General features: G+C 69.7%; 23 protein-coding genes. 10 read left to right on the top strand and 13 right to left on the bottom strand.

Features of this window, described 5'->3' with window-relative positions; all coding sequences use genetic code 11:
- Positions 1-274 precede the first annotated feature (274 nt).
- The gene (locus AC07EQ_RS11140) at positions 275-2,860 is read right to left on the bottom strand and encodes a bifunctional FO biosynthesis protein CofGH (protein ID WP_478387860.1); all 2,586 of its coding nucleotides are present in this window, start codon (positions 2,858-2,860) and stop codon (positions 275-277) included.
- Positions 2,861-3,034: 174 nt separating this feature from the next.
- Between AC07EQ_RS11140 and AC07EQ_RS11135 the strand changes: the two genes are divergently transcribed.
- On the top strand, positions 3,035-4,528 hold the full coding sequence (locus tag AC07EQ_RS11135; protein WP_478387859.1) for a S8 family peptidase: 1,494 nt from the start codon (positions 3,035-3,037) through the stop codon (positions 4,526-4,528).
- Between the two features lie 155 nt (positions 4,529-4,683).
- A complete protein-coding gene (locus AC07EQ_RS11130) occupies positions 4,684-5,919 on the top strand; it encodes an NAD(P)/FAD-dependent oxidoreductase (RefSeq protein WP_478387858.1) in 1,236 nt (411 codons plus the stop codon).
- A 16-nt stretch (positions 5,920-5,935) separates the two neighbouring features.
- Here the strand turns inward: AC07EQ_RS11130 and AC07EQ_RS11125 are convergent, their stop codons facing one another.
- Complete coding sequence (locus AC07EQ_RS11125; protein WP_478387857.1) at positions 5,936-6,505, bottom strand: TetR/AcrR family transcriptional regulator; 570 nt, start codon at positions 6,503-6,505, stop codon at positions 5,936-5,938.
- A 90-nt stretch (positions 6,506-6,595) separates the two neighbouring features.
- Here AC07EQ_RS11125 and AC07EQ_RS11120 point away from each other — a divergent pair, with 90 nt between their 5' ends.
- On the top strand, positions 6,596-7,171 hold the full coding sequence (locus tag AC07EQ_RS11120) for a dihydrofolate reductase family protein (protein WP_478387856.1): 576 nt from the start codon (positions 6,596-6,598) through the stop codon (positions 7,169-7,171).
- 41 nt (positions 7,172-7,212) lie between these two features.
- Here the strand turns inward: AC07EQ_RS11120 and AC07EQ_RS11115 are convergent, their stop codons facing one another.
- The gene (locus AC07EQ_RS11115) at positions 7,213-7,443 is read right to left on the bottom strand and encodes a hypothetical protein (RefSeq protein WP_478387855.1); all 231 of its coding nucleotides are present in this window, start codon (positions 7,441-7,443) and stop codon (positions 7,213-7,215) included.
- Positions 7,444-7,445: 2 nt separating this feature from the next.
- Complete coding sequence (locus tag AC07EQ_RS11110) at positions 7,446-7,727, bottom strand: alpha/beta fold hydrolase (RefSeq protein WP_478387854.1); 282 nt, start codon at positions 7,725-7,727, stop codon at positions 7,446-7,448.
- 37 nt (positions 7,728-7,764) lie between these two features.
- Here AC07EQ_RS11110 and AC07EQ_RS11105 point away from each other — a divergent pair, with 37 nt between their 5' ends.
- From AC07EQ_RS11105 to AC07EQ_RS11095, 3 genes are all read left to right on the top strand, one after another.
- The gene (locus AC07EQ_RS11105) at positions 7,765-8,208 is read left to right on the top strand and encodes an SgcJ/EcaC family oxidoreductase (protein ID WP_478387853.1); all 444 of its coding nucleotides are present in this window, start codon (positions 7,765-7,767) and stop codon (positions 8,206-8,208) included.
- Between the two features lie 227 nt (positions 8,209-8,435).
- Entirely contained in the window at positions 8,436-8,900 is a 465-nt protein-coding gene (locus AC07EQ_RS11100; RefSeq protein WP_478387852.1) for a pyridoxamine 5'-phosphate oxidase family protein, read from the top strand.
- Between the two features lie 123 nt (positions 8,901-9,023).
- Complete coding sequence (locus tag AC07EQ_RS11095) at positions 9,024-10,364, top strand: serine/threonine-protein kinase (protein ID WP_478387851.1); 1,341 nt, start codon at positions 9,024-9,026, stop codon at positions 10,362-10,364.
- Positions 10,365-10,491: 127 nt separating this feature from the next.
- On the opposite strand, the gene AC07EQ_RS11090 is transcribed toward AC07EQ_RS11095, so the two are convergent.
- From AC07EQ_RS11090 to AC07EQ_RS11070, 5 genes are all read right to left on the bottom strand, one after another.
- On the bottom strand, positions 10,492-11,040 hold the full coding sequence (locus AC07EQ_RS11090) for a hypothetical protein (protein ID WP_478387850.1): 549 nt from the start codon (positions 11,038-11,040) through the stop codon (positions 10,492-10,494).
- Positions 11,041-11,253: 213 nt separating this feature from the next.
- Positions 11,254-11,595 (bottom strand): HepT-like ribonuclease domain-containing protein, encoded by a 342-nt coding sequence (locus AC07EQ_RS11085; RefSeq protein WP_478387849.1) that lies wholly within the window; start codon positions 11,593-11,595, stop codon positions 11,254-11,256.
- 92 nt (positions 11,596-11,687) lie between these two features.
- Positions 11,688-12,482: an exodeoxyribonuclease III gene (locus AC07EQ_RS11080; protein ID WP_478387848.1), complete on the bottom strand. Its 795-nt coding sequence runs from the start codon at positions 12,480-12,482 to the stop codon at positions 11,688-11,690.
- A 75-nt stretch (positions 12,483-12,557) separates the two neighbouring features.
- A complete protein-coding gene (locus tag AC07EQ_RS11075; RefSeq protein ID WP_478387847.1) occupies positions 12,558-13,904 on the bottom strand; it encodes a sensor histidine kinase in 1,347 nt (448 codons plus the stop codon).
- Positions 13,901-14,578, bottom strand: a complete 678-nt coding sequence (locus AC07EQ_RS11070; RefSeq protein WP_358580156.1) for a response regulator transcription factor — start codon at positions 14,576-14,578, stop codon at positions 13,901-13,903. The genes AC07EQ_RS11075 and AC07EQ_RS11070 overlap by 4 nt, the downstream gene beginning before the upstream one ends.
- Positions 14,579-14,727: 149 nt before the next feature.
- On the opposite strand from AC07EQ_RS11070, the gene AC07EQ_RS11065 reads away from it, so the two are divergent.
- Complete coding sequence (locus AC07EQ_RS11065; protein ID WP_478387846.1) at positions 14,728-15,216, top strand: hypothetical protein; 489 nt, start codon at positions 14,728-14,730, stop codon at positions 15,214-15,216.
- Positions 15,217-15,240: 24 nt separating this feature from the next.
- On the opposite strand, the gene AC07EQ_RS11060 is transcribed toward AC07EQ_RS11065, so the two are convergent.
- Positions 15,241-16,068 carry an SAM-dependent methyltransferase gene (locus AC07EQ_RS11060; RefSeq protein WP_478387845.1) on the bottom strand — a complete coding sequence of 276 codons (828 nt, stop codon included), beginning with the start codon at positions 16,066-16,068 and terminating at the stop codon, positions 15,241-15,243.
- A gap of 202 nt (positions 16,069-16,270) precedes the next feature.
- Between AC07EQ_RS11060 and AC07EQ_RS11055 the strand changes: the two genes are divergently transcribed.
- The 3 genes from AC07EQ_RS11055 to AC07EQ_RS11045 all read left to right on the top strand — a co-directional run bounded on the left by AC07EQ_RS11055 (position 16,271) and on the right by AC07EQ_RS11045 (position 18,035).
- Positions 16,271-17,137: a helix-turn-helix domain-containing protein gene (locus tag AC07EQ_RS11055; protein WP_132486289.1), complete on the top strand. Its 867-nt coding sequence runs from the start codon at positions 16,271-16,273 to the stop codon at positions 17,135-17,137.
- A 241-nt stretch (positions 17,138-17,378) separates the two neighbouring features.
- Complete coding sequence (locus AC07EQ_RS11050; RefSeq protein ID WP_358617215.1) at positions 17,379-17,612, top strand: DUF397 domain-containing protein; 234 nt, start codon at positions 17,379-17,381, stop codon at positions 17,610-17,612.
- A 66-nt stretch (positions 17,613-17,678) separates the two neighbouring features.
- A complete protein-coding gene (locus AC07EQ_RS11045) occupies positions 17,679-18,035 on the top strand; it encodes a hypothetical protein (RefSeq protein ID WP_132486293.1) in 357 nt (118 codons plus the stop codon).
- A gap of 316 nt (positions 18,036-18,351) precedes the next feature.
- Here AC07EQ_RS11045 and AC07EQ_RS11040 read toward each other — a convergent pair whose 3' ends face one another.
- The 3 genes from AC07EQ_RS11040 to AC07EQ_RS11030 all read right to left on the bottom strand — a co-directional run bounded on the left by AC07EQ_RS11040 (position 18,352) and on the right by AC07EQ_RS11030 (position 20,442).
- A complete protein-coding gene (locus AC07EQ_RS11040; protein ID WP_478387844.1) occupies positions 18,352-18,825 on the bottom strand; it encodes a DoxX family protein in 474 nt (157 codons plus the stop codon).
- A 301-nt stretch (positions 18,826-19,126) separates the two neighbouring features.
- Complete coding sequence (locus tag AC07EQ_RS11035) at positions 19,127-19,486, bottom strand: hypothetical protein (RefSeq protein ID WP_478387843.1); 360 nt, start codon at positions 19,484-19,486, stop codon at positions 19,127-19,129.
- 23 nt (positions 19,487-19,509) lie between these two features.
- Positions 19,510-20,442, bottom strand: coding sequence for a ribokinase (locus AC07EQ_RS11030; RefSeq protein ID WP_478387842.1), 933 nt, complete (start codon positions 20,440-20,442; stop codon positions 19,510-19,512).
- Between the last annotated feature and the right edge of the window lie 12 nt (positions 20,443-20,454).

Here is a 20,454-nt window from a genome sequence, read left to right as displayed (position 1 = left end):
GATATTCGGCTACGCACGGGCGTGCCCTCCCTGCGACAGTTGACCCGATCAGGTCAGCACTCGTCTGAGTTCGGTGGCGGACCGTACCGACCACTCATTGCCAGCGTGGTCGCTTTGCGTAAACCGGCCACGACGTAGTGATCATATTTTCCGGCTAGCCGCCGCTGCCGTCGGGTCCGCCGATCAGGAAATCGCGCAGGCCAGCGGCCGGGATCATCCCGAGGGGCGACCTCGGCCGAAAATTCACCTGTGTTCTATGACACACCGGGTCGAGCTATGCTGGGCTGATGCCCAGCTGGACCCGGCCGCTTCGCTCGTAAGTGGTACTGCGCTGCCGCGCCGAGCGGCCCGCCCGCGCGGCCAGTTCGTGCAGCTCCTCGACGCTGCGCTCCGAGCCGTGCTCGGAACCGGCCATCCGGCTGATGGTCTCCTCCATCAGCGTTCCGCCGACGTCGTTGGCGCCACCGTTGAGCACCTCCGACGTGCCTTCGTCGCCGAGCTTCACCCACGAGCACTGGACGTTGTCGATCCGGCCGTGCAGCAGGACGCGCGCCATCGCGTGCACCGCGCGGTTGTCGCGGCGGGTCGGGCCCGGGCGCGCCAGCCCGGCGAGGTAGATCGGCGCGTTGCGGTGCACGAACGGGAGCGGGACGAACTCGGTGAACCCGGCGTTGCCGTGCTCGGCCGCGGCGTCCTGCACGCCGGCCAGGGTGCGTAGGTGGCCGAGCCAGTGCTCCGGGGTGTCGACGTGGCCGTACATCATCGTCGACGAGGACGGGATGCCCAGCCGGTGTGCGGTGCTGACGACCTCGATCCACTCGGCGGCGGGCAGCTTCCCCTTGGTCAGCACCCAGCGCACCTCGTCGTCGAGGATCTCCGCCGCGGTGCCGGGAATGCTGCCCAGCCCCGCCTCCTTCAGCTCGGCGAGCCAGTCGGTGATGCTCGCCCCGGCCTTCGCCGCGGCGCTGACGATCTCCATCGGGCTGAACGCGTGGACGTGCATCCCGGGAACCCGCTGCTTGATCGCGCGCACCAGGTCGGCGTAGCCGGACACCGGCAGCCGCGGGTCGATGCCGCCCTGCATGCAGATCTCGGTCGCCCCGGCCCGCCACGCCTCGTCGGCCCGGTCGGCGACCTCCTCCGGCGAGAGCCGGTAGGCGTCGGCGTCGCGCTCGCGCTGCGCGAAGGCGCAGAAGCGGCAACCGACGTAGCAGATGTTCGAGAAGTTGATGTTGCGGTTGACGACGTAGGTGATGTCGTCGCCCACGACGTCCCGGCGCAGCCCGTCGGCGATCCCGGCGAGCGCGTCCATCGCGGCTCCGTCGCAGGTCATCAAGGCCATCGCGGCGGCGGTGCGGCTCTCGTCGAGCAGCGCGGCGGGATCGGCCTCGGCCAGCCGCAGGCCCTCGCGCACGTCGGCGTCCAGCCGCTCCGGCGCCGCGGCGGCGGGCAGCTGCCTGCGCAGCTCGTCCCAGTCGCCGTAGACCGTGTCGAAGTCGCCGCGGCGATCGTCCGTGCGACCGGTCGTGTCGATGCTGCGGTGCAGGTCGGTGCGGCCGATGGACTCGAACCCGCCGTCCGGCTCCTGCCACTCCCGGCCGACCGGCGCGGCGTCCGCGGCGGCGAAACCGTCCGAATCGGACAGCGCCGCGACGTGACCGGCCACCCGCAGGTCCAGCCACTGGGTGCTGTCCCCGGCCAGCCCGGCGCGCACGTAGCGCGGGTAGGCGGTGAGGCGCTCGCGCATCTCGAAGCCGCCCTCGCTGGTCTTCGCGGCGAGCTCGTCGATCTCCGGCCACGGCCGTTCCGGGTTGACGTGGTCCGGCGTCACCGGCGAAACCCCGCCCCAGTCGTCGATCCCGGCGCGCAGCATCAGCAGCTGCTCGTCGGCGATGAGGTTCGGCGGCGCTTGCACGCTCACCCCGGAGGGCATCAGCAGCCGCGCGACCGCGATGGTGGCGGCCAGGTCCTGCAGGTCGGCGTCGGGCATGCCGCGCATCGCGGTGTCCGGCTTGGCCCGGAAGTTCTGCACGATGATTTCCTGGATGTGCCCGTACTGGCGGGCGACGCCGCGCAGCGCGAGCAGCGACTCGGCGCGCTCGGCGCGGGTTTCACCGATTCCGATGAGGATTCCGCTGGTGAACGGCACCGCGACGCGGCCGGCGTCGGCCAGCACCCGCAGTCGGACGGCGGGCTCCTTGTCCGGGCTGCCGAAGTGCGGGCCGCCCTTCTCCCGCCACAACCGCTCCGACGTGGTCTCCAGCATCATGCCCATGCTCGCCGCGACCGGCTTGAGCCTGGTCAGCTCCGACCAGCTGAGCACGCCGGGGTTCAGGTGCGGCAGCAGGCCGGTCTCCTCCAGCACCGCGATGGCGCAGGCCCGCACGTAGTCCACTGTGGAGGAATAACCGCGCGCCTCCAGCCACTCCCGGGCGGCGGGCCAGCGCTCCTCGGGCCGGTCTCCCAGGGTGAACAGGGCCTCCTTGCACCCCGCCGCCGCGCCCTGGCGGGCGATCTCCAGCACCTCGTCGCGTTCCAGGTAGGCGGACTCCACGCGATGCGGAACGGTGGCGAACGTGCAGTAATGGCAACGATCCCGGCAAAGCCGGGTCAACGGGATGAACACGTTGCGGCTGTAGGTGACCACGCCTTCGTGTCCCTCGGCCACCAGGTGCGCGTCCCGCGCGCGACCGGCCGCCGACAGCAGTCTTTCGAGGTCATCGCCGCGGGCGTGCAGCAGGACCGCGGCTTCGGCGGCGTCCAGCGAAACGCCGTCCGTGGCGCGGCGGAGCGCGCGGCGCATCGCCGAGACGCTCGGAGTGGGTTCCGGCGGGGCAAGTTCCAGATCTGCAACCGACACCAGCCGACTCTAAGTCTCCGAGCACGCAGCACCCAACTGTCGTAGACGTGCCACACACCTCACTATCAGCTATTGAATTACTCCGTTCTGCCCTACCGGTACTCACCGAATCAGGCGCAAAATCCGACGAATACCACTGGGTGAATCACACTCTGTCTCCATAGGAGGGACAACGTGTCACGCACTAGAAGGAGCGGCCGGGCGATGCGCATCGCCGGCTCGGCGCTCGCGCTGGCGTTGCTGGTACCCGCAGGCATCGTCGGCGCAGCCGAATCCGCGCCCGCGGCCACCGCCGCGCCGGTTCACTTCGTCGTGCTCGGCCCGACCGGCGACGGCCTGCAGCAGACCGAGGAATCGGTCCGCGCGGTCGGCGGAACCGTCGTGCAGAGCTGGCCCCAGATCGGCGTGATCGTCGCGACCTCGACGGATCCCGGTTTCGCCGCCGCAGTTCGCACCCAGCCGGCCGTGGAACAGGCCGGCGCCAGCCGGAACCTCGCCGAGCAGCTGCCGCCCGCGCAGTCGCAGCGGCTGGAGGCGCTGGAGGGCACGGTCGGCGCCATCCCCTTCGCCGCCGTTCCCGGCGAGGAGCCGCTGGAGCCCGAGCAGTGGGACGTGCGGCAGATCAAGGCCGAGCAGGCCAGCGCGATCTCCCAGGGCAGCAAGGACATCACGGTCGGCGTGCTGGACTACGGCATCGACCCGACGCACCCGGACCTGAAGCCGAACCTGGACGTCACCAAGTCGGTGAGCTGCGTCAACGAGGGTGTCCCGGACACCAGGCAGGAGGCCTGGCAGCCGCAGGACCCGACGCAGGACCACGGCACCCACACCGCGGGCACCATCGCCGCCGCGCGCAACGGCGTCGGCATCGCCGGTGTCGCCCCGAACATCACGCTCGCCTCGGTGCGGGTCATCGACGACGGCGGCTTCATCTACCCCGAATACGCGGTCTGCGGCTTCATCTGGGCCGCCGAGCACGGCTTCGACGTCACCAACAACTCGTACTTCGTCGACCCCTGGTACCTGTGGTGCGACAGCGACCCGGACCAGAAGGCCGCGGCCGAGGCGGTGCGCCGCGCCGTCGCGTACGCGCAGGGCAAGGACGTCGTGAACGTGGTCTCGGCGGGCAACAGCAACTGGGACCTGTCCAAGCCGATCCGCGACACCAACAGCCCGAACAACGGCGGGCCGATCCAGGACCGGCAGACCGGGCACGAGTGCCACGTCCTGCCCGGTGAGCTGCCCGGCGTGGTCTCGGTGTCCGCGGTGGGCTCGGACGCGGTGAAGTCGTACTACTCCAACTACGGGCTGGGTTCGATCACGGTCACCGCCCCGGGCGGCGACAAGAACCAGATCCCGCAGACGCCGTCGCAGAACGGTCGCGTCCTGTCCACTGTGCCCGGCGGCGGCTGGGGCTGGATGCAGGGCACCTCGATGGCCGGGCCGCACGCGGCCGGCGTGGTCGCGCTGCTGCGCAGCACCCACCAGGAGTGGAACGCCCAGCAGGTGGTCGGCGCGCTGACCAACCAGGCGGACGCCCTGGAGTGCCCGACCAGCTACGACCCGGACGGCGACGGCAAGCCGGACGCGGTGTGCTCGGGCGGCAAGAGCGGCGCCGGTTTCTACGGCGCGGGCCTCATCGACGCCCTGGACGCCGTCCAGAAGTAAGCCGCAAAGGGTGACACCCGAAGGGCGCCTTCGGCCGATCCGGTCGGAGGCGCCCTTCGCTTTGCCGCATTTCGCACGCTCTGGGGTTGCCCGGGCGAGTTTGCGGCAGGACGCTGGCGGTCCGGAGGGTTGTCGCTCGGGAGTGAGGCGCTGTCGTGGCTGATTCGGAGACCTTCGTGATCGTCGGTGCCGGCATGGCCGGGGCCAAGGGCGCGCAGGCGCTGCGCGATCTGGGATTCGACGGGCGCATCACCCTGCTCGGCGACGAACCGCACCGCCCGTACGAGCGCCCGCCGCTGTCCAAGGCGTACCTGATGGGCAACGAAGGGTTCGACAGCGCGTACGTGCACGACGAGTCCTGGTACGCCGACAACCGGGTGGATCTGCAGCTGGAGGTGTCGGTGCGGCGCATCGACCGGGCGCTGCGGCAGGTGGAGCTCACCGACGGCGGGCGCCTGGACTTCGACAAGCTGCTGATCTCGACCGGGGCAAACCCCCGTTCGCTGCCGGTGCCCGGCATCGACGCCGAGGGCGTCCTGCACCTGCGGCGCGTCGAGGATTCCGACCTGATCAAGCAGACCCTGGCGGGCATCGAGCGGCTCGTGGTGGTCGGCGCGGGCTGGATCGGTCTCGAAGTCACCGCCGCCGCACGCGAAGTGGGCGTGGCCGTGACCGTCGTCGAGACGACGGAGCTGCCGCTGCTGCGGGTGCTCGGCCCGGAGGTGGCCGAGGTCTTCGCGGCGCTGCACCGGGACCACGGCGTGGACTTCCGGTTCGGCACCGCGGTCGGCGAGATCCTGGTCGACGGCGACCGCGCGGCCGGGGTCCGGCTGACGGACGGCGCCGAGGTCCCGGCCGGGGCGGTGCTGGTCGCGGTCGGCGTGGAGCCGGAGGTCGCGCTCGCCCGGGATGCGGGCCTGCGGGTCGACAACGGCATCCTGGTCGACGCCTCGCTGCGCACCGGCGACCCGAACATCGTCGCGGCGGGCGACGTGGCGAACGCGTTCAACCCGTTGCTGGGCAAGCAGATCCGCGTGGAGCACTGGGCGAACGCGCTCAACCAACCCGCCACCGCGGCGGCGGCGATGCTGGGGCGCGACGGCAAGTACGCGGAACTGCCGTACTTCTTCACCGACCAGTACGACCTGGGCATGGAATACCTCGGCCACGTCGACCCGGGCGGCTACGACCAGGTGGTGTTCCGCGGCGACGTGGCGGCCCGCGAGTTCATCGCGTTCTGGCTGGCCGGCGGCCGGGTCCTGGCGGGCATGAACGTCAACATCTGGGACGTCCAGGACCAGATCAAGACCCTGATCACCTCGGGAACGACGATCGACCCGAACGCGCTCGCCGACCCGGACACGCCGCTCAACGAGCTGATCGCCCGCTGATCCTCGCGCCGCCGGATCACGACTCCGCGACGGAGCGCTCGACGAACGCGGCGATCAGGTCGTCCACGTCGAACCGCGCCAGGACGCCGGGCACCGTCAGGTGCTCCAGGATCACGCCGGTCATCGCGTAGTAGAGCAGCATCGTCGTCGTGTCGTCGCCGGGGAACCCGGATTCGCGGCGGCCCTCGATGTTCGCGGTCAGGTTGGCGCGCAGCGTTTCGGTCAGCGCCTCCTGGAGCTCGGGCCGCCGGATCGCCTCCAGGCGGAGTTCCAGCAGCGCGAGCCAGCCGGTGCGGTCGTCCGAGATGTGGTGGAACAGCGCGCGCATCACCTCGGTGAGCAGTTCCGGCGACGGCGGGCGGTCGAGGTCGTACTGCCCCGGATCGAGGGTCATCCGCTGGTGGATGTGCGCGCCGACCTGGTTGAGCAGGTCCGCTCGGTTGGCGAAGTAGTTCGACGCCGTCCCCTTCGGCACGCCGGCCTCGACGTCGACGGCGCGGAAGGTCAGGCCGCGCGCGCCGTCCCGCGCCAGCACCTCGATCGCCGCGTCGACCAGCGCCGTTCGCCTCGCGGTGTTCTGCACCATCGCTCCTCCTGAGCAAACCGCTTGCAATCACTACAGACATAGTACTAATGTTAAAGCACTGCAAACGAAGTGGTTCTCACTGGAGGCATCGTGCGAAAGCTGACCTACCTGATCGCGGCGACCATCGACGGCTTCATCACCGGCCCCAACGGCAAGCCGGACTTCTTCCTGCACGAAGGCGACCACGGCGACTTCATCCGGGCCGAATACCCGGAGATCATGCCGACCCACATCCGCCCGCTGATCGGCCTCGCCGACGCGCCGAACAAGCACTTCGACACCGTCCTGCAGGGCCGCAGCACCTGGGACGTCGGCGTGCAGGACGGGATGACGAACGCGTACCAGCACATGCGCCGCAACGTCGTGTTCTCCCGCAGCGTCGCGGAAAGCCCGGATCCCACGGTGGAATTCGTCGCCACCGACCCGATCGAGCGGGTGCGGGAGCTGAAGCGGGAAGAGGGCATGGGGATCTGGCTCTGCGGCGGCGGAAAGCTGGCGGAGTCCCTGCGCCCGGAGATCGACGAACTGGTGATCAAGCTCCACCCGATCGTCGCGGGCTCCGGAACCCCGCTGTTCAGCAGGGAATTCTCCCCCGAGCTGTTCGACCTGACCGAAACCGAGGTGTTCGAGAGTGGCGTGATCCACCTGACCTACACCAAGCGCTGAGCGCAAGTAGTCCACCATCGAGGCGTGCGGATCCCCAGGGCTCAGCCGGTCGGCCGAGTCGGCTCGACCCCGTCGGCCGGCTTGCGCATCTCGGCCAGCAGCGAGACCGGCAGGAGTGTGCCGTCCATCAGCGCGGAGAAGAACCGGACCCTGCTCGTGGTCTTCATGGTCGCTTCTGGAACCTCCAGGTCGACGCCGTCAAGCACGGCCTTGTCATGGAACGTCTTTCGCGACCCCGAGGCCGCGATCGCAGAATTGATCACGGCGACCACGATCACTCCACGCCCAGACGCCGAACCGTCACCGCCCTGACACGGCCACCGCGGACGTCGAAGCCAATCACGGTGCGATGTCCTGCCAACGCGGGAAAAACCGAGTCCCACAACCGGCTGTCCATCCCGCCGCCGTGCAGGAGAACAACGGGAGCTCCCGAGCCGGCGCGCTCGGCCCGCACAACTCCCCACCCGGAACCGGGACTACGTGTTCGTGCCGTTTCGATTCGATCGACTCGTTCACGACAGGAAGCCCGCTTCGGTGATGCTCGCCACAAGGACATAGACCTCTAGTTCGATGGAGGTAACAGCCTCGTACCCATGACCGACGCCCTCAGGCAGCCTCCCTTGGTCGAGGACACCACCACCGATCACGAGCCGGACATCGTCGCGATCAAGCAGGTGATCGCCGACGTCGAAACCGCCTTCAACACCAACGATCCCGACCTGCTGACCGCCCACTTCGCCCGGAACGCCTCGGTCGTCAACGCGGCCGGGATGCTGATGTCCGGCCGGGACGCCCTGCTCGAAGCCAACCGGAAGGGCCTGGCCGGATTCCTGCGCGACGAGCACGCGCGCTACGAGGTCGGCGACATCGTCTTCCTCCGCCCCGACGTCGCCATCGCGCACAAGAACGCGTGGGCCACCAAGGCCGACGGCGAGCTGATCGACGTCGACCCCGCGATGATCGCCCTCTACGTCCTGGTCAAGGAACAGAACCGCTGGTGGATCGCGGCCCGGCAGAACACCCTCACGCAGTCTTGATCGGTCGGCACCTCGGGACGGCACCGACTCGGCCGTCCCGACGGGCTGGTCGATTCCGCGCGAATCGACACCGGCACACGTCGAGAGCGGCGATTTCGCGCGAGATCACCGCTCTCCACGTTCCGGGAAGCCACAGTGGTGTCCAGCTTCATCATGAGCGCATGCCGAGGAACCGCGCGTGAAGGTTCAGGCTGCGGGCGCAAATCGAACGCGGAAGGGAATCCAGGATGGGAACAGTTCAGGCGGTCCGGTGGCAGGAGTTCGAGGCAGCCGCGCCGGAACTCGGCGATTTCGGACGGCAGCGCCTGCAGGCAGGTCCCTGCTACCTCGGGACCGTGCGACGCGACGGTTCGGCCCGAGTGCATCCGGTCAGTCCGAAGGTCGTTCGCGGGAACCTCGTCATCTACATGTACCCAACCTCGCCCAAGGGTGCGGACCTGGCGCGTGATCCCCGCTTCGCCCTGCACGCGACGGTCGACGACGACCACGGCGCCGGCGGCGAATTCTCCCTGCGAGGCATCGCTCGACTCGTCAACGACGATGCTCTTGGAAAAGAGCTGGCGGCAGGAGGATTCCCGGCGCAGGACCGCTACATCCGCTTCGAACTGCTGATCAGCAGCGTGTTGGCCGGAACCTACGGCGAGGGTGCGGAGAAACCCCACCTGCGCCGATGGTCGGTCCCGCCGCGCTGACGGGATTCAGGTCGAGCGGCCGCCCTCGCGTTCCGGCCAGGCCGAGCGAACGGACCAGATGCTCATGCCGGTGGCGGTACAGTGATCAACTGTCGTGCCGAGCGCGACGGGCGGGAGACGGTCATGCCTTCGAGACGGTCCGGTGACGTGGTCGGCGGACGCTACCGGCTGGCCGCCGAGCTGGGAGCCGGTGGTTTCGGGCGGGTCTGGCGGGCCCGCGACGAGACCCTCGACGTCGACGTTGCGATCAAGGAAATGCAGCTGCCGTCGGGGATGTCGGAAGCCGAACGGGCCGAGCGGCTGGCGCGTGCCACTCGCGAGGCCCGCAACGCCGCCCGGTTGCGCAAGCACGACGGCATCGTCGCGATCCACGACGTCGTCGTCGAGGACGGCCTTCCCTGGATCGTCATGGAACTGGTCGACGGCTGCTCGTTGAGCGAGCACATCGAGCAGCACGGGCCGCTTCCGGCGGACAGGGCGGCCGAAGTGGCTACGGCGCTGCTGACGGCGATGGGCGCAGCACACCGGGAAGGTGTTGTGCACCGCGACATCAAACCGGCCAACGTCATGCTCGCCGAGGACGGGAAGGTCCTGCTCACCGACTTCGGGACCGCGATCCGCCACACCGACACCGCGCTGACCGCCACCGGGATGTTCATCGGCTCGGCGGAGTACACGGCGCCCGAGCGGTTGCGCGGCGCCGACGGACTTCCCGCGAGCGACCTGTTCTCCCTCGGCGTGACCCTCTACCAAGCCGTCGAAGGCGTCTCGCCGTTCCGGCGCGATACCCAGGAAGCGACGCTGGCCGCGGTACTGCTGGAGGAGGCCCCGGCACCGCGACGAACCGGACCGCTCACGCAGCTCATCACCCGGCTGCTGGACAAGGACCCGGACCGCAGGCCGACGGTCGCCGAGGCGCTGACCATGGCAGGCGAGCAGCCCGCGACCAAGGTCCACGTGCAGCGCGGCACCAAGATCCTCCCGACTCGCGAAAAGCCGAAGAGGTGGCAACCCAAGGGCATTGCCGCCCTGATGGCGATCCTCACCGCACTCGGCATCGCCGGACTCCCCGATGCCGGCGACACTTGGGGGTACTTCGAGAGCTACGGGGACAGTGACCTGGTCAGCGCCGCCATAGTGAGCGTCGCCGTTGCCGATGTCGTCATCGTCGGCTTGCTGTGCGCCGGTCTCGCTCGATTCCTGCCGAAGGGCATCGGCAAGACCGTCACCGTCGTCGTCGCTGTCGCCGGGCTCGTCTTCGGTTGCGGTGCCGCAGCTTTCGCATTCAACGGCGCCGGAGAGGCCTTCCGGAACACGGCGGAGCTCTCCGGACAGGAGTCCGCGACGGCGTCGCTGGTCCTGATCACCATCGTCGTCCTCATAGCGATCGGGCTGGCCTGGGAGTCCTGGAAGTCGCAACGCCCGGGTCAACGCGAAACGATCGGAAGTCGAACACGACCATGACCGACGGCGCTGGTGGTAGGCCCACTAGCCTCCGCCGGCATGGCACGTTCCTGGGACGAGGACGGGCCGAAACGACAGTCGCGCCGATCCGGCGGAGGCACCAAGCCAATCCGCCGGTGCAGAACGCTCATCGACTGCTCGCGGCTTTGAAGTACTGGTTCGAGGGTTTGAGGAACACCAGGACGAGGAACACCGGCATCGCGACCAGCACCATCGACAAATCGACGGTGGCGATGCCCGCGCCCGGCTGGTCGATGAGATACCCCAGCTGGAAATCGACGGCGATGAGCATCTGGCTGATGCCGAAAAGGCCGTAGAGCAGCCAGATCCCGGCGAGGATCGCGAGTGTGGTCCGAGCCCAGTTCCGGCCGGCGCGCATCAACAACGCGAAGATCACCCACAGCGCGGCGAGCGCGAGGGTGCCCAACGTGTTGAACACGTTGAAGATGAGCGGGCCTTGCCACGATTCGAGATGCCTGATGACTTGCAGCGCGACGACCACGAAGCTGATGACGGTCAGCACCGCCGAGAGGGCCGGCACCACGATGCCGATCAAGGCCGCGAACGTCACCGTCCCGGGCGCTTTCGGTCGGCCGAACTGCTGCTGTGGCGGAGGCTGTTGGTCACCCGCCGGCTGGGACTGCTGCTGCGACCAAGGATCTTGAGGCGCTGTCACGCGAAGAGAGTAAGACACCTACAACGATCAAGTAGGTGCCTGCTCAGCTCAGAAGTCGAACACGACCATGACCGGAACGTGGTCGGACCAGCGCTGGTCATAGAACTCCGCGCGCTCGGCCACCGCCGCCGACGCCGCTCACTTCGCCAGGACTTCGGTCGCCACCTGGTAGTCGATGCATCAGCCGGTTGAAGCCAGATCGGCGGAACGCCCTCAGCGTTCCAAGAGCCGCCGCAGGACACTAGCCAGCCCTGGGAGCCTCTCGGTGAGGACTTGCCAAACCAGGGCATCGTCGACTGTCGCGTACCCGTGGATGAGGATGTTGCGGAATGCCACGATGCGGCCGAGATCCGGCACCTGCGCGGCAAACACGGAATCCACCTTTGACAGCTGGTTCAGCGGGCCAACATCGAAGTCGACCAGCACATCGACATCGCTGGACGCAGGATCGAACGAGTCCCCCACAGCCGAGCCGAACAGGTCGAGGCGACGCACCGCGAGCAAGCGGCAGAGTTCTTCGATCTCGCTGCGTTTCGCTTCGATCAACTCGTGCACGGCCGTCACCTCCCGAGGTCGATTGTGCCCGATCAGACCTGGTTGGTCACGGTCGCTCCGGTGCGCGTCGCACCAGGTCGGCCCATCTGACGCTAACGATCGAACGCCACCGTGACCGGGGCGTGGTCGCTCCAGCGCTGGTCGTAGGACTCCGCTCGTTCGATCACCGCCGACACCGCTCGCTTCGCCAGGGCTTCGGTCGCCACCTGGTAGTCGATCCGCCAGCCGGAGTCGTTGTCGAAGGCCTTGCCTCGGTAGGACCACCAGGAGTACGGGCCCGGGCCTTCCGGATGGAGTTTCCGGACCACGTCCTCGTAGCCGCTCTCGAAGAGCTCCGTCAGCCAGGCTCGCTCCTCCGGGAGGAAGCCCGCTTCCTTCTGGTTCGCCTTCCAGTTCTTCAGGTCGATCTGCTGGTGCGCGATGTTCCAGTCGCCGCAGACCAGCACCTCCCGGCCCGCCGCCGCGGCTCGTTCGCGCAGGTCATCCAGGTACGCGCGGAACTCCTTCATGAAGCGTTCCTTCTCGTCCTGGCGCGGGGTGCCGACGTCGCCGCTGGGCAGGTACAGGCTCGCGACCACGAGGCCCGGCAGGTCGATCTCCGCGTAGCGGCCGCTCTCGTCGAACTCCGCCGAGCCGAAGCCGATGCGCACCGCCTCGGGTTCCGCGCGGCTGTAGATCGCCACCCCGGCGCGACCCTTCGCCGAGCTCGAGGCCAGCACGGTGTGCCAGCCGGCCGGTTCCCGGACCTCCGGCGTGAGCTGTTCGGGCTCCGCGCGGGTCTCCTGCAGGCAGATCACGTCGGCTCGGGTGGCGGCGAGCCACTCCACGAAGCCCTTCTTCGCGGCGGCGCGCAGGCCGTTGACGTTCACGGTCGACACAGTCAGCACGCCAGCGAGGGTAACCACCGGCACCGACGATCAACCCTCCCGGTCACCCCGCCCCGGCGGAACGATCTTCGTGGGTCAGGCCGGCCAGAACGCTTCGCGGGTGCGTCGGCGGCGGTCGCGACGGCGGGTGGGCTTCGGCGCCGCCGGGCGCTGCCACAGCCACATGCACACCCGGGCGCCGCCGAGGCTGGAGCGGTCGACCGCGAGCCGTCCCCCGGTGGATTCGGCGACCCGGCGGGCGATGTCCAGGCCGAGCCCGGTCGATCCGGCGCTGCTGCGCCCGCGCTGCACGGCGTCGGCGGACTCCGCCACTCCGGGCCCCGCGTCCTCCACGATCACCCCGACCACGCCGTCCTTCTGCTGCACCGACACCACGAACTCGGTCCGCTCCGGGGTGTGCCGGAAGACGTTGCCCACCACGGCGTCCACCGACGCGGCGAGCTCCGCTCTCGGCACCGGGACGTGGACCTCGCCCTCCGCGCCGCGCAGGCTCCACGGCCGCTGCTGGTCCTCGGCCAGCGCCGACCAGAACCCGAGCCGCTCGCGCAGCAGCTCCGCGACGTCGCAGTCGGCTTCCTCGCCTGGCCCGGACCGGCGGGCGCTGGTGATCACCAGGTCCACCTCGCGTTCCAGCCGGTCGATGGCGACCCTGGTCTGCTCGGCCGCCTGGTCGTCGCCCAGCGCCTCCGCGTTGAGCCGCAGCGCCGTCAGCGGGGTGCGCAGGCGGTGCGAGAGGTCCGCGGCCATCTCGCGCTCGGCGGCGAGCAGCTGGCGGACCCGGTCGGCCATGGTGTTGAACGCGCGCCCGGCCTCCACCAGTTCGGGCGGGCCGCTGGGATGCACCCGGACGCTGAGGTCGCCGGCGCCGAGCGCGGACGAGGCCTCCGCGAGCCGGGTGGTCGCGCGCACGACGCGGGCCGCCAGCCGGTCCGCGACCAGCAGCGACCCGACGACCAGGACCAGCCCGACGGCGCCGAGCACGAGCCAGGCCCGCAGCACCCCGCGGGTCTGGTCCGCGGCGGGCACGAACACCTCCGCCAGCGCGGTGCGGCCGCCGTCCAGCGCGATGGGCTGCACGAACGCCGTGCCGCCGGCCACTTCCACGCTGGAGGTCCGCACGTCGGACATCGCCAGGTGCACGTCGCCGGCTCCGACCCGGCCCGAGCCCACCACGCCGCCGTCCGGCAGGTACACGGCGACCCGCCCGGACTGCCCGGCGCGCGTGCTGGCGACGGCCTTGCCGACCAGCGCGTGATCGGTCGTGGTGGCCAGCACCGGTGCCAGCGCGACGGCTTGCCGTTCGGCGTCGGACATCGCCTGGTCGCGGGCCATCTCCTTGATCATCAGGCCGAGCGGGATGAGGAACGCCAGGGCGACCATCGAGGTCACCGCCAGCGCCACCAGGACGATCGTGCGCCTCATTCCGGTTCCACGAGCTTCACTCCGACGCCCCGCACGGTGTGCAGGAACCGCGGTTCGGCGGCGCTCTCGCCGAGCTTGCGCCGCAGCCAGGACAGGTGGACGTCGATGGTCTGGTCGTCGCCGTAGGACTGCCGCCACACCTGAGCGAGCAGTTCGCGGCGCGGCACCACCCGGCCGGGCCGGGCCGCGAGGTAGGCCAGCAGGTCGAACTCGCGCCGCGTCAGCTCCAGCTCGGCGCCGTCCAACGTCGAGACCCGGCTGCCCAGGTCGATGCGCAGCCCGGCGACCTCCAGCAGTTGCGCCGGTTGCGGGCCGCGGGCGCGGCGCAGCACCGCTTCGATGCGGGCGTTGAGGTGCTCGCTGGAGAACGGCTTGACGATGTAGTCGTCCGCGCCCGCGCGCAGCAGGCGGACGATCTCGCCCTCGTCGTCACGGGCGGTCGCCACGATGGTCGGCACGTTGGAGACGCCGCGGATCATCTTGAGCGTCTCGCCGCCGTCGAGGTCGGGCAGGCCGAGGTCGAGGATGATGACGTCCGGTGGGTGCTCGGCTACTTCGCGCAACGACGCCAGGGCGGTTCCGACGCTGCGAACCACCCAGTCCCGCGCGGTCAAGTCCCTGATCATCGCCGCCCGCACCACTGGATCGTCCTCAACAACCAGAACCACAGCCATGGCCGGGACGATACGGGGACTGTGAGAGTTCTTCGCCTTCCGGTCCGCGGGCGGGCTGCGCCGCACCGCGAGCGGCGGCCGGCGTTCGGCGCCGCCGAATCCCGCACCCAGGGAGGCATTACGCGCCGCAGTCGGGTAAACCCGTGCGCATGAAACGAGCGGTCGCCTACATCGGCGTGTGGTTGGCCGCGACCACCGCCGCGGTCACGCTGTCCTGGCTCGGCGTCCGCGACGTCATCCGCGGCGCGGTGCTCGAGCCGCCCGACGCGATCCCGCTGGTCCAGCCGACCACGACGGCACCTCCCCCGCCGCCGCCGACGACGGAGCCGAGCCCCGAGCCGACATCGACCACAGTGGACACCCCGGCGCCGGAGCGGACGCCCACCCCGAGCCCGTCGCGAACCACCGACTCCGGCGAGGTGCGCACCTACGAAGCCAAGGGCGGCAAGGTCGTGCTCTCCGTGCACGCCGACGGCGCGAAGCTGGTCTCCGCGACGCCGCGCCCCGGCTACACGGTGCAGACCTGGGACCAGGCCGTCGGCTGGCTGCGGGTGGAGTTCACCGCCGGCCAGCACGGGTCGTCGGTGATCGCGACCTGGCACGACTCCCCGACCTCGGTCCAGACCATCGAGTACTGACGGTCCGAAAGCGCCTGCAGCCGGTCAGGGTTTGCGGGCGACGCCGCCGATCAGCAAGCGGTGGAAGGCGTTCACCGGCACCCCGGGCCCGTCCGGCCACCACGTCGCCACCGGCACCAGCCCCGGTGCCAGCAGTTCGAGCCCGCCGAAGTAGCGCTCGATCTCCTCCCGGGACCGGAACCAGCCGCTGCCCATCGCGCCGAGGTACGCCTCTTCCATCAGGTCGGCCAGCCGGGCCGCCTCGGCGTCCTCGGGACGGCAGAAGTGGCTGATCCCGACGTAGGAACCGGCGGGCAGCGCGTCGATGTAGCGCGCCATCAGCTCCTGCGGGCCGTCCTCGTCGGCGATGTGGTGCAGCGTGCTGAACAGGAACAGCCCGATCGGCCGGGACCACTCCAGCGACCTGGCGACGGCCCGCTCGGCGAGCAGGCGATCCGGATCCGTGATGTCCGCGGCGACGAAGTGCGTGCTGTCGTTCTCCACGAGCAGGGCGCGGCCGTGCACGATGGCGGTCGGATCGTTGTCGACGTAGACGACGGCCGCGTCCGCGTTGACCCGCTGCGCCACCTCGTGGGTGTTCTCCAGCGTCGGCAGCCCGGATCCGCAGTCCAGGAACTGGTCGATGCCGACGGTTCCGGCCAGGTACCGGGTGACCCGCTGCAGGAAGGCGCGGTTGTCCTTGGCCAGCGCGCCGGGTTCCGGGGTGACTTCGGCGAGCGCGTCGCGCAATCCGCGATCAGCGCTGTAGTTGTCCTTGCCGCCGAGGATCGCGTCGTAGACGCGCGAACTGCTCGGCCTCGTGGGATCGATGCCAGACGGCACGCCCCCGCGCCCTTCGCCGGTTCGTGTCATGCCACTCCCCAACCCCGTTTTTCCGCCCCCGACAACCCCAGGTTAGGGGATCAAGGGCCGATAACGTACGTGCGGGTAGATACCGCCAATCCGGGTAAGCCACTCGACCTGCGGCCGGATTCCACTACTATGCCCTCGCGTAACGTTCAACCACTGGATCGCGACAGTGGGTCATAGAGCCCATTTCCACAGGAGGTTCCGCGTGGCTCCGGACAGTGCCACGGGAAGCGGCCCCACCGCCCGCCGTCTCGTGCTGGGCAGTCAGCTGCGCCGGTTGCGCGAGGCGAGCGGAATCTCCCGAGAGGACGCCGGATATGCCATCCGCGGGTCCGGATCGAAGATCAGCCGCCTGGAGCTCGGCCGAGTCGGCTTCAAGGAACGCGACGTCGCCGACCTGCTGACCCTCTACGGCGTGACGGACCCGTCCGAGCACGAGTCCTTCCTGGACCTCGTCCGCCGGTCCAACGAACCCGGCTGGTGGCACCGATTCAACGACCTGATGCCTTCGTGGTTCCAGGACTACGTCGGGCTGGAGGAGTCGGCCTCCCGCATCCAGACCTACGAGATCCAGTTCGTGCCCGGCCTGCTGCAGACCGAGAAGTACGCCCGCGCGGTCGCCACCCAGGGTCGTCCGGAATTCCCGGAGGACGAGCTGGACCGGCGCGTCCGGCTGCGCATGCAGCGCCAGAAGCTGTTCACCCAGCCGAAGGCGCCGCGGTTGTGGGCGGTGATCGACGAGTCGGTGCTGCACCGGCCGATCGGCGGCCGCGAAGTGCTGCGCGAGCAGATCCAGTTCCTGCTCGATGCGACGGCGATGTCCGCGGTGACGCTGCAGATCCTGCCGTTCGAGCTCGGCCGGTCGGGCGCGGAGGGCGCGTTCACGATCCTGCGGTTCGCCGAGCCGGAGCTGCCGGACATCGTCTACCTGGAACACCTCTGCGGCGCGCTCTACCTGGACAAGCCGGACGAGGTCGAGGTCTACAGCAAGGTCAGCCACCGGCTCGCGGTCGACGCGCAGACGCCGGAGCAGACCCGCAAGACGCTGCTCAAGGCCCTGAAGCACAGCTGATCGACGTGCCACCGGGATCCGCACCCGGTGGCACTTCTGCGCGCGCCGACGACTGCGCATAGCACTCATTCACTGACCGCGGGTCACTTAACAGTGAACAAGATTCCTCTCGTCGAGTGATCAAGGTCTCATTGAGATGCACGTGCATTCAATCGTGCATCTGCACCTGCTACCTTGGGTGCACGATCAACTGCACGTGCAGATGATCGTGCAGCGTTAGTCGGGGAAGGGTGAGGTTCGGATGACGAACATCCAGAACGGTATGCCCGCGCAGCAGCTGCCCAACGTGGTGTGGCGAAAGAGCCGCCACAGCGGAGCGGTGGGCAACTGCGTTGAATTGGCACCGTTGGTCGACGGCGGCATCGCCGTCAGAAACTCGCGCTACCCCGAGGGTCCAGCACTGGTCTACAGCCGGGATGAGATTGCCGCATTCCTGCACGGGGCCAAGGACGGCGAGTTCGACGACCTCGTCTGACGAGCCGTCCCAACGCTCCGCGCGGAGCCATGGTTGAAGCCCTTGACGACGAAACTCGGTGGCGCCATGAACGAGATTACCAACGGCCTGCAAGCCCTGGTAGCCCGCGATTTCCAGTTCGCGCACCCGCGCGACGCCGACGGCGGCCTGGTCGCCGTGGTGGGAATCCGGGTCCACCGCGGGGTTTTCGACATCGTGCAGCTGTTCAGCGAGCACGAAGCCGATGCCGCGCGGATCCCCGGTGACGAGCCGGACGTCCTCTTCCCGAGCAAGGTCCTGTGGCGAACCACCGGTCCCGCGCGCGAAGTGATCGCCGAGCTGCTCGCACTGTCCGAACCGGCCCCGGACCTCGGCGCCCAGCCCACGGGCTGCTGGCTGCCGACCCACGCCGGCCGCTCGACCTGGCTGGCCGCCTCCGCCTGACACCGGCCCGCCGCCAAGACCCCGCCCCGACCCCGGCGCCGGAGTCCTCAGTGGACTTCCCCTGGCACCGGGACCCCCGAAACGATCGAGTTCCCGCGCGACGGCGCCCCGCCGCGGGAACTCGATCGGGGTTTTCCGCTCGAGGCGAGCACAACGACCCACCGCAGACGCCTTTCGCGGCCTGCGACGAAACGCCCTGCCGACCGAGGACATCCACCGGCTCCCCGCCCCCCGTTGAGCCCGGCGACGATGACCCGCGAGTGGTTCGGGGCGCTGTAGCACCCCCACCCACTCACGGGACCTGATCAGGAAAAACTCAGTTCGCCTCGGCCGCGCGTCCATTGCGAGCCCGCACGTGGTGGACGACGACCACGGCGGTGGCGGCCAGGAAGACGACCTGCATCGCGGTTCGCGGGACGAGTTGGTCGTCCGCGGCGGTGAGGATTCCTTCCAGCGCCGCGTAGACGTTCGCGGGGAACATCGCGATGAGCATGAGCCCGAGCCCGCCCGCGGCCCACGGCGCGGTGCGGTGCCACAGCAGCCCTGCCGCGCCCACCAGCTCCAGGATCCCGGTGACGGTGACGAGCAGGCCGGGCGCGGGCAGCGCCGGCGGCACCATGCTGATGAGCTGCTCCCGCATGCCGACGAAATGAGCGATGCCGGTCGCCACGAACATCGCCGCGAGCCCGCCGCGCACGGCGACCGGCCAGGGCCTCAGGCCGCGGACGCCGACGGCGCCCGCCACCAGCAGCACCAGCGTGACGGCCAACAGGATGATCAACGGAGCCATCTCGGCCTCCCCAGGAGAGAGCAAACTTGTCAGTGACAAGATGCCTGTTCGGGTCGAATCTTGTCAATGTAAAGATTCGTCGTCCAGGTAGTGGCCCAGGAGGCTGGAGCCTTGGGATCTCGACCCGGCTCGTCCGCAACTACGCGGACGAGGACCTCCTTCCGTCGGCGATCCGGACCGATTCCGGTCCCGGCATCCCGGGCCAGGTCGATCGGGCGCAGCGGCGCTGCCGGGCCGCTCATCGCCCCAACCTACGACCGCCAGGACCACGATCCGACCACAGTGGACGGAAGTTGCGGGGTCAGTCCAGCTCGTACATCGGGTTGGGCAGCTTCACGCCGCGTTCGGCGTGGCCGCCGGCCAGGTCGGATTCCTGGTCCCCTTCGTCGATGTCGAGCACGATCGCGGGTTTCGGCACGCCCTCCGCCAGCCGCTGGGCCAGGTAGTCCTGGCCGCGGCGATCGGCCTCGGCGATGTCGGCCTCCCACTCCCCCGAATCGTGGTAGTCCACGATGGACCGCTTCACGTCGGTCAGGTTCGGGGCGGGTTCGGCCTTCGCGCCTTCGGCGCCCTGCGCGGCGGCGCACCCGGTGGCGAGCACGCCGAGCAGGGCGAGGGACGAGGCGATCCCGGGGAATGCGGAGGACCTTCGACCGGACACGATGCGGAACCTCCTGGCGGCGGCTACTTCGGCAGCCCGGCCCCGCTCAGCACGCGGTCGAGCGTGGGATAGGACGCTTGCGCACCGGAGTGTTGCACGCTGCAGGCCCCCACGCGGGTCGCCCACCGCACGGCAGTGGGAAGCGAATCGCCCTGGCTCAGCCGCCATGCCGCGGTGGCGGCGAAAGCATCACCCGCCCCGGTGGTGTCGACCGCGTCGGCCGGCGCACCGGGAACTTCCTCGGCATGACCGGCATCCGCGACCGCCGCGCCGTCCGCGCCGAAGGTGACCACCACCGAACGCGCACCGACCCGAAGGAGCCCGGTCGCGTGCCCGGCGTTCTCGGCGGGCACTGGAAAGCCGTTGCGCCGCAGGATCTCCCTGGCTTCGTGCTCGTTGACGATCAGCGGGTCGGCGAGCTCCAGCACCTCGGCGGGCAGGTCGACCACCGGGGACAGGTTCAGCACGAACCGCGCCCCGGCCGCCCGCGCGGCGCGGGCCGCGGCGACGACGGTTTCGACCGGCACCTCCAGCACGACCGACACCACCCGCGCCGCCGCGATCAGCGGTTGAGCGGCCGCGATGTCCGCCGGCGACAGGCGCGCGTTCGCCCCGGCGGACACGATGATGCTGTTCTCGCCGGTGTCCGAGACGGTGATCAGCGCGGTTCCGGTGACCTCTTCGGCGTCGCGGCGGGTGTGCTCGGTGCCGACGCCATCGGCGCGCAGGGCGGCCAGCAGCATCTCGCCGTGCGCGTCCGCGCCGACCCGGCCCACCAGCGCCGTTCGGGCGCCGAGCCGCGCCGCGGCGACCGCCTGGTTGGCGCCCTTGCCGCCTGCGCTGGTGGCCAGCGATGCGGCGTGCACCGTTTCGCCCGGCAGCGGATGGCGTTGCACGCGCGCGGCCAGGTCGACGTTCAGCGAACCGACCACGACGACGTCTTCGGTGCGCGTCATCGCAAATCCCCT

It is taken from the genome of Saccharopolyspora sp. NPDC045839 (genome assembly GCF_056431645.1).
This window is presented reverse-complemented; position numbering and strand designations above follow the sequence as displayed.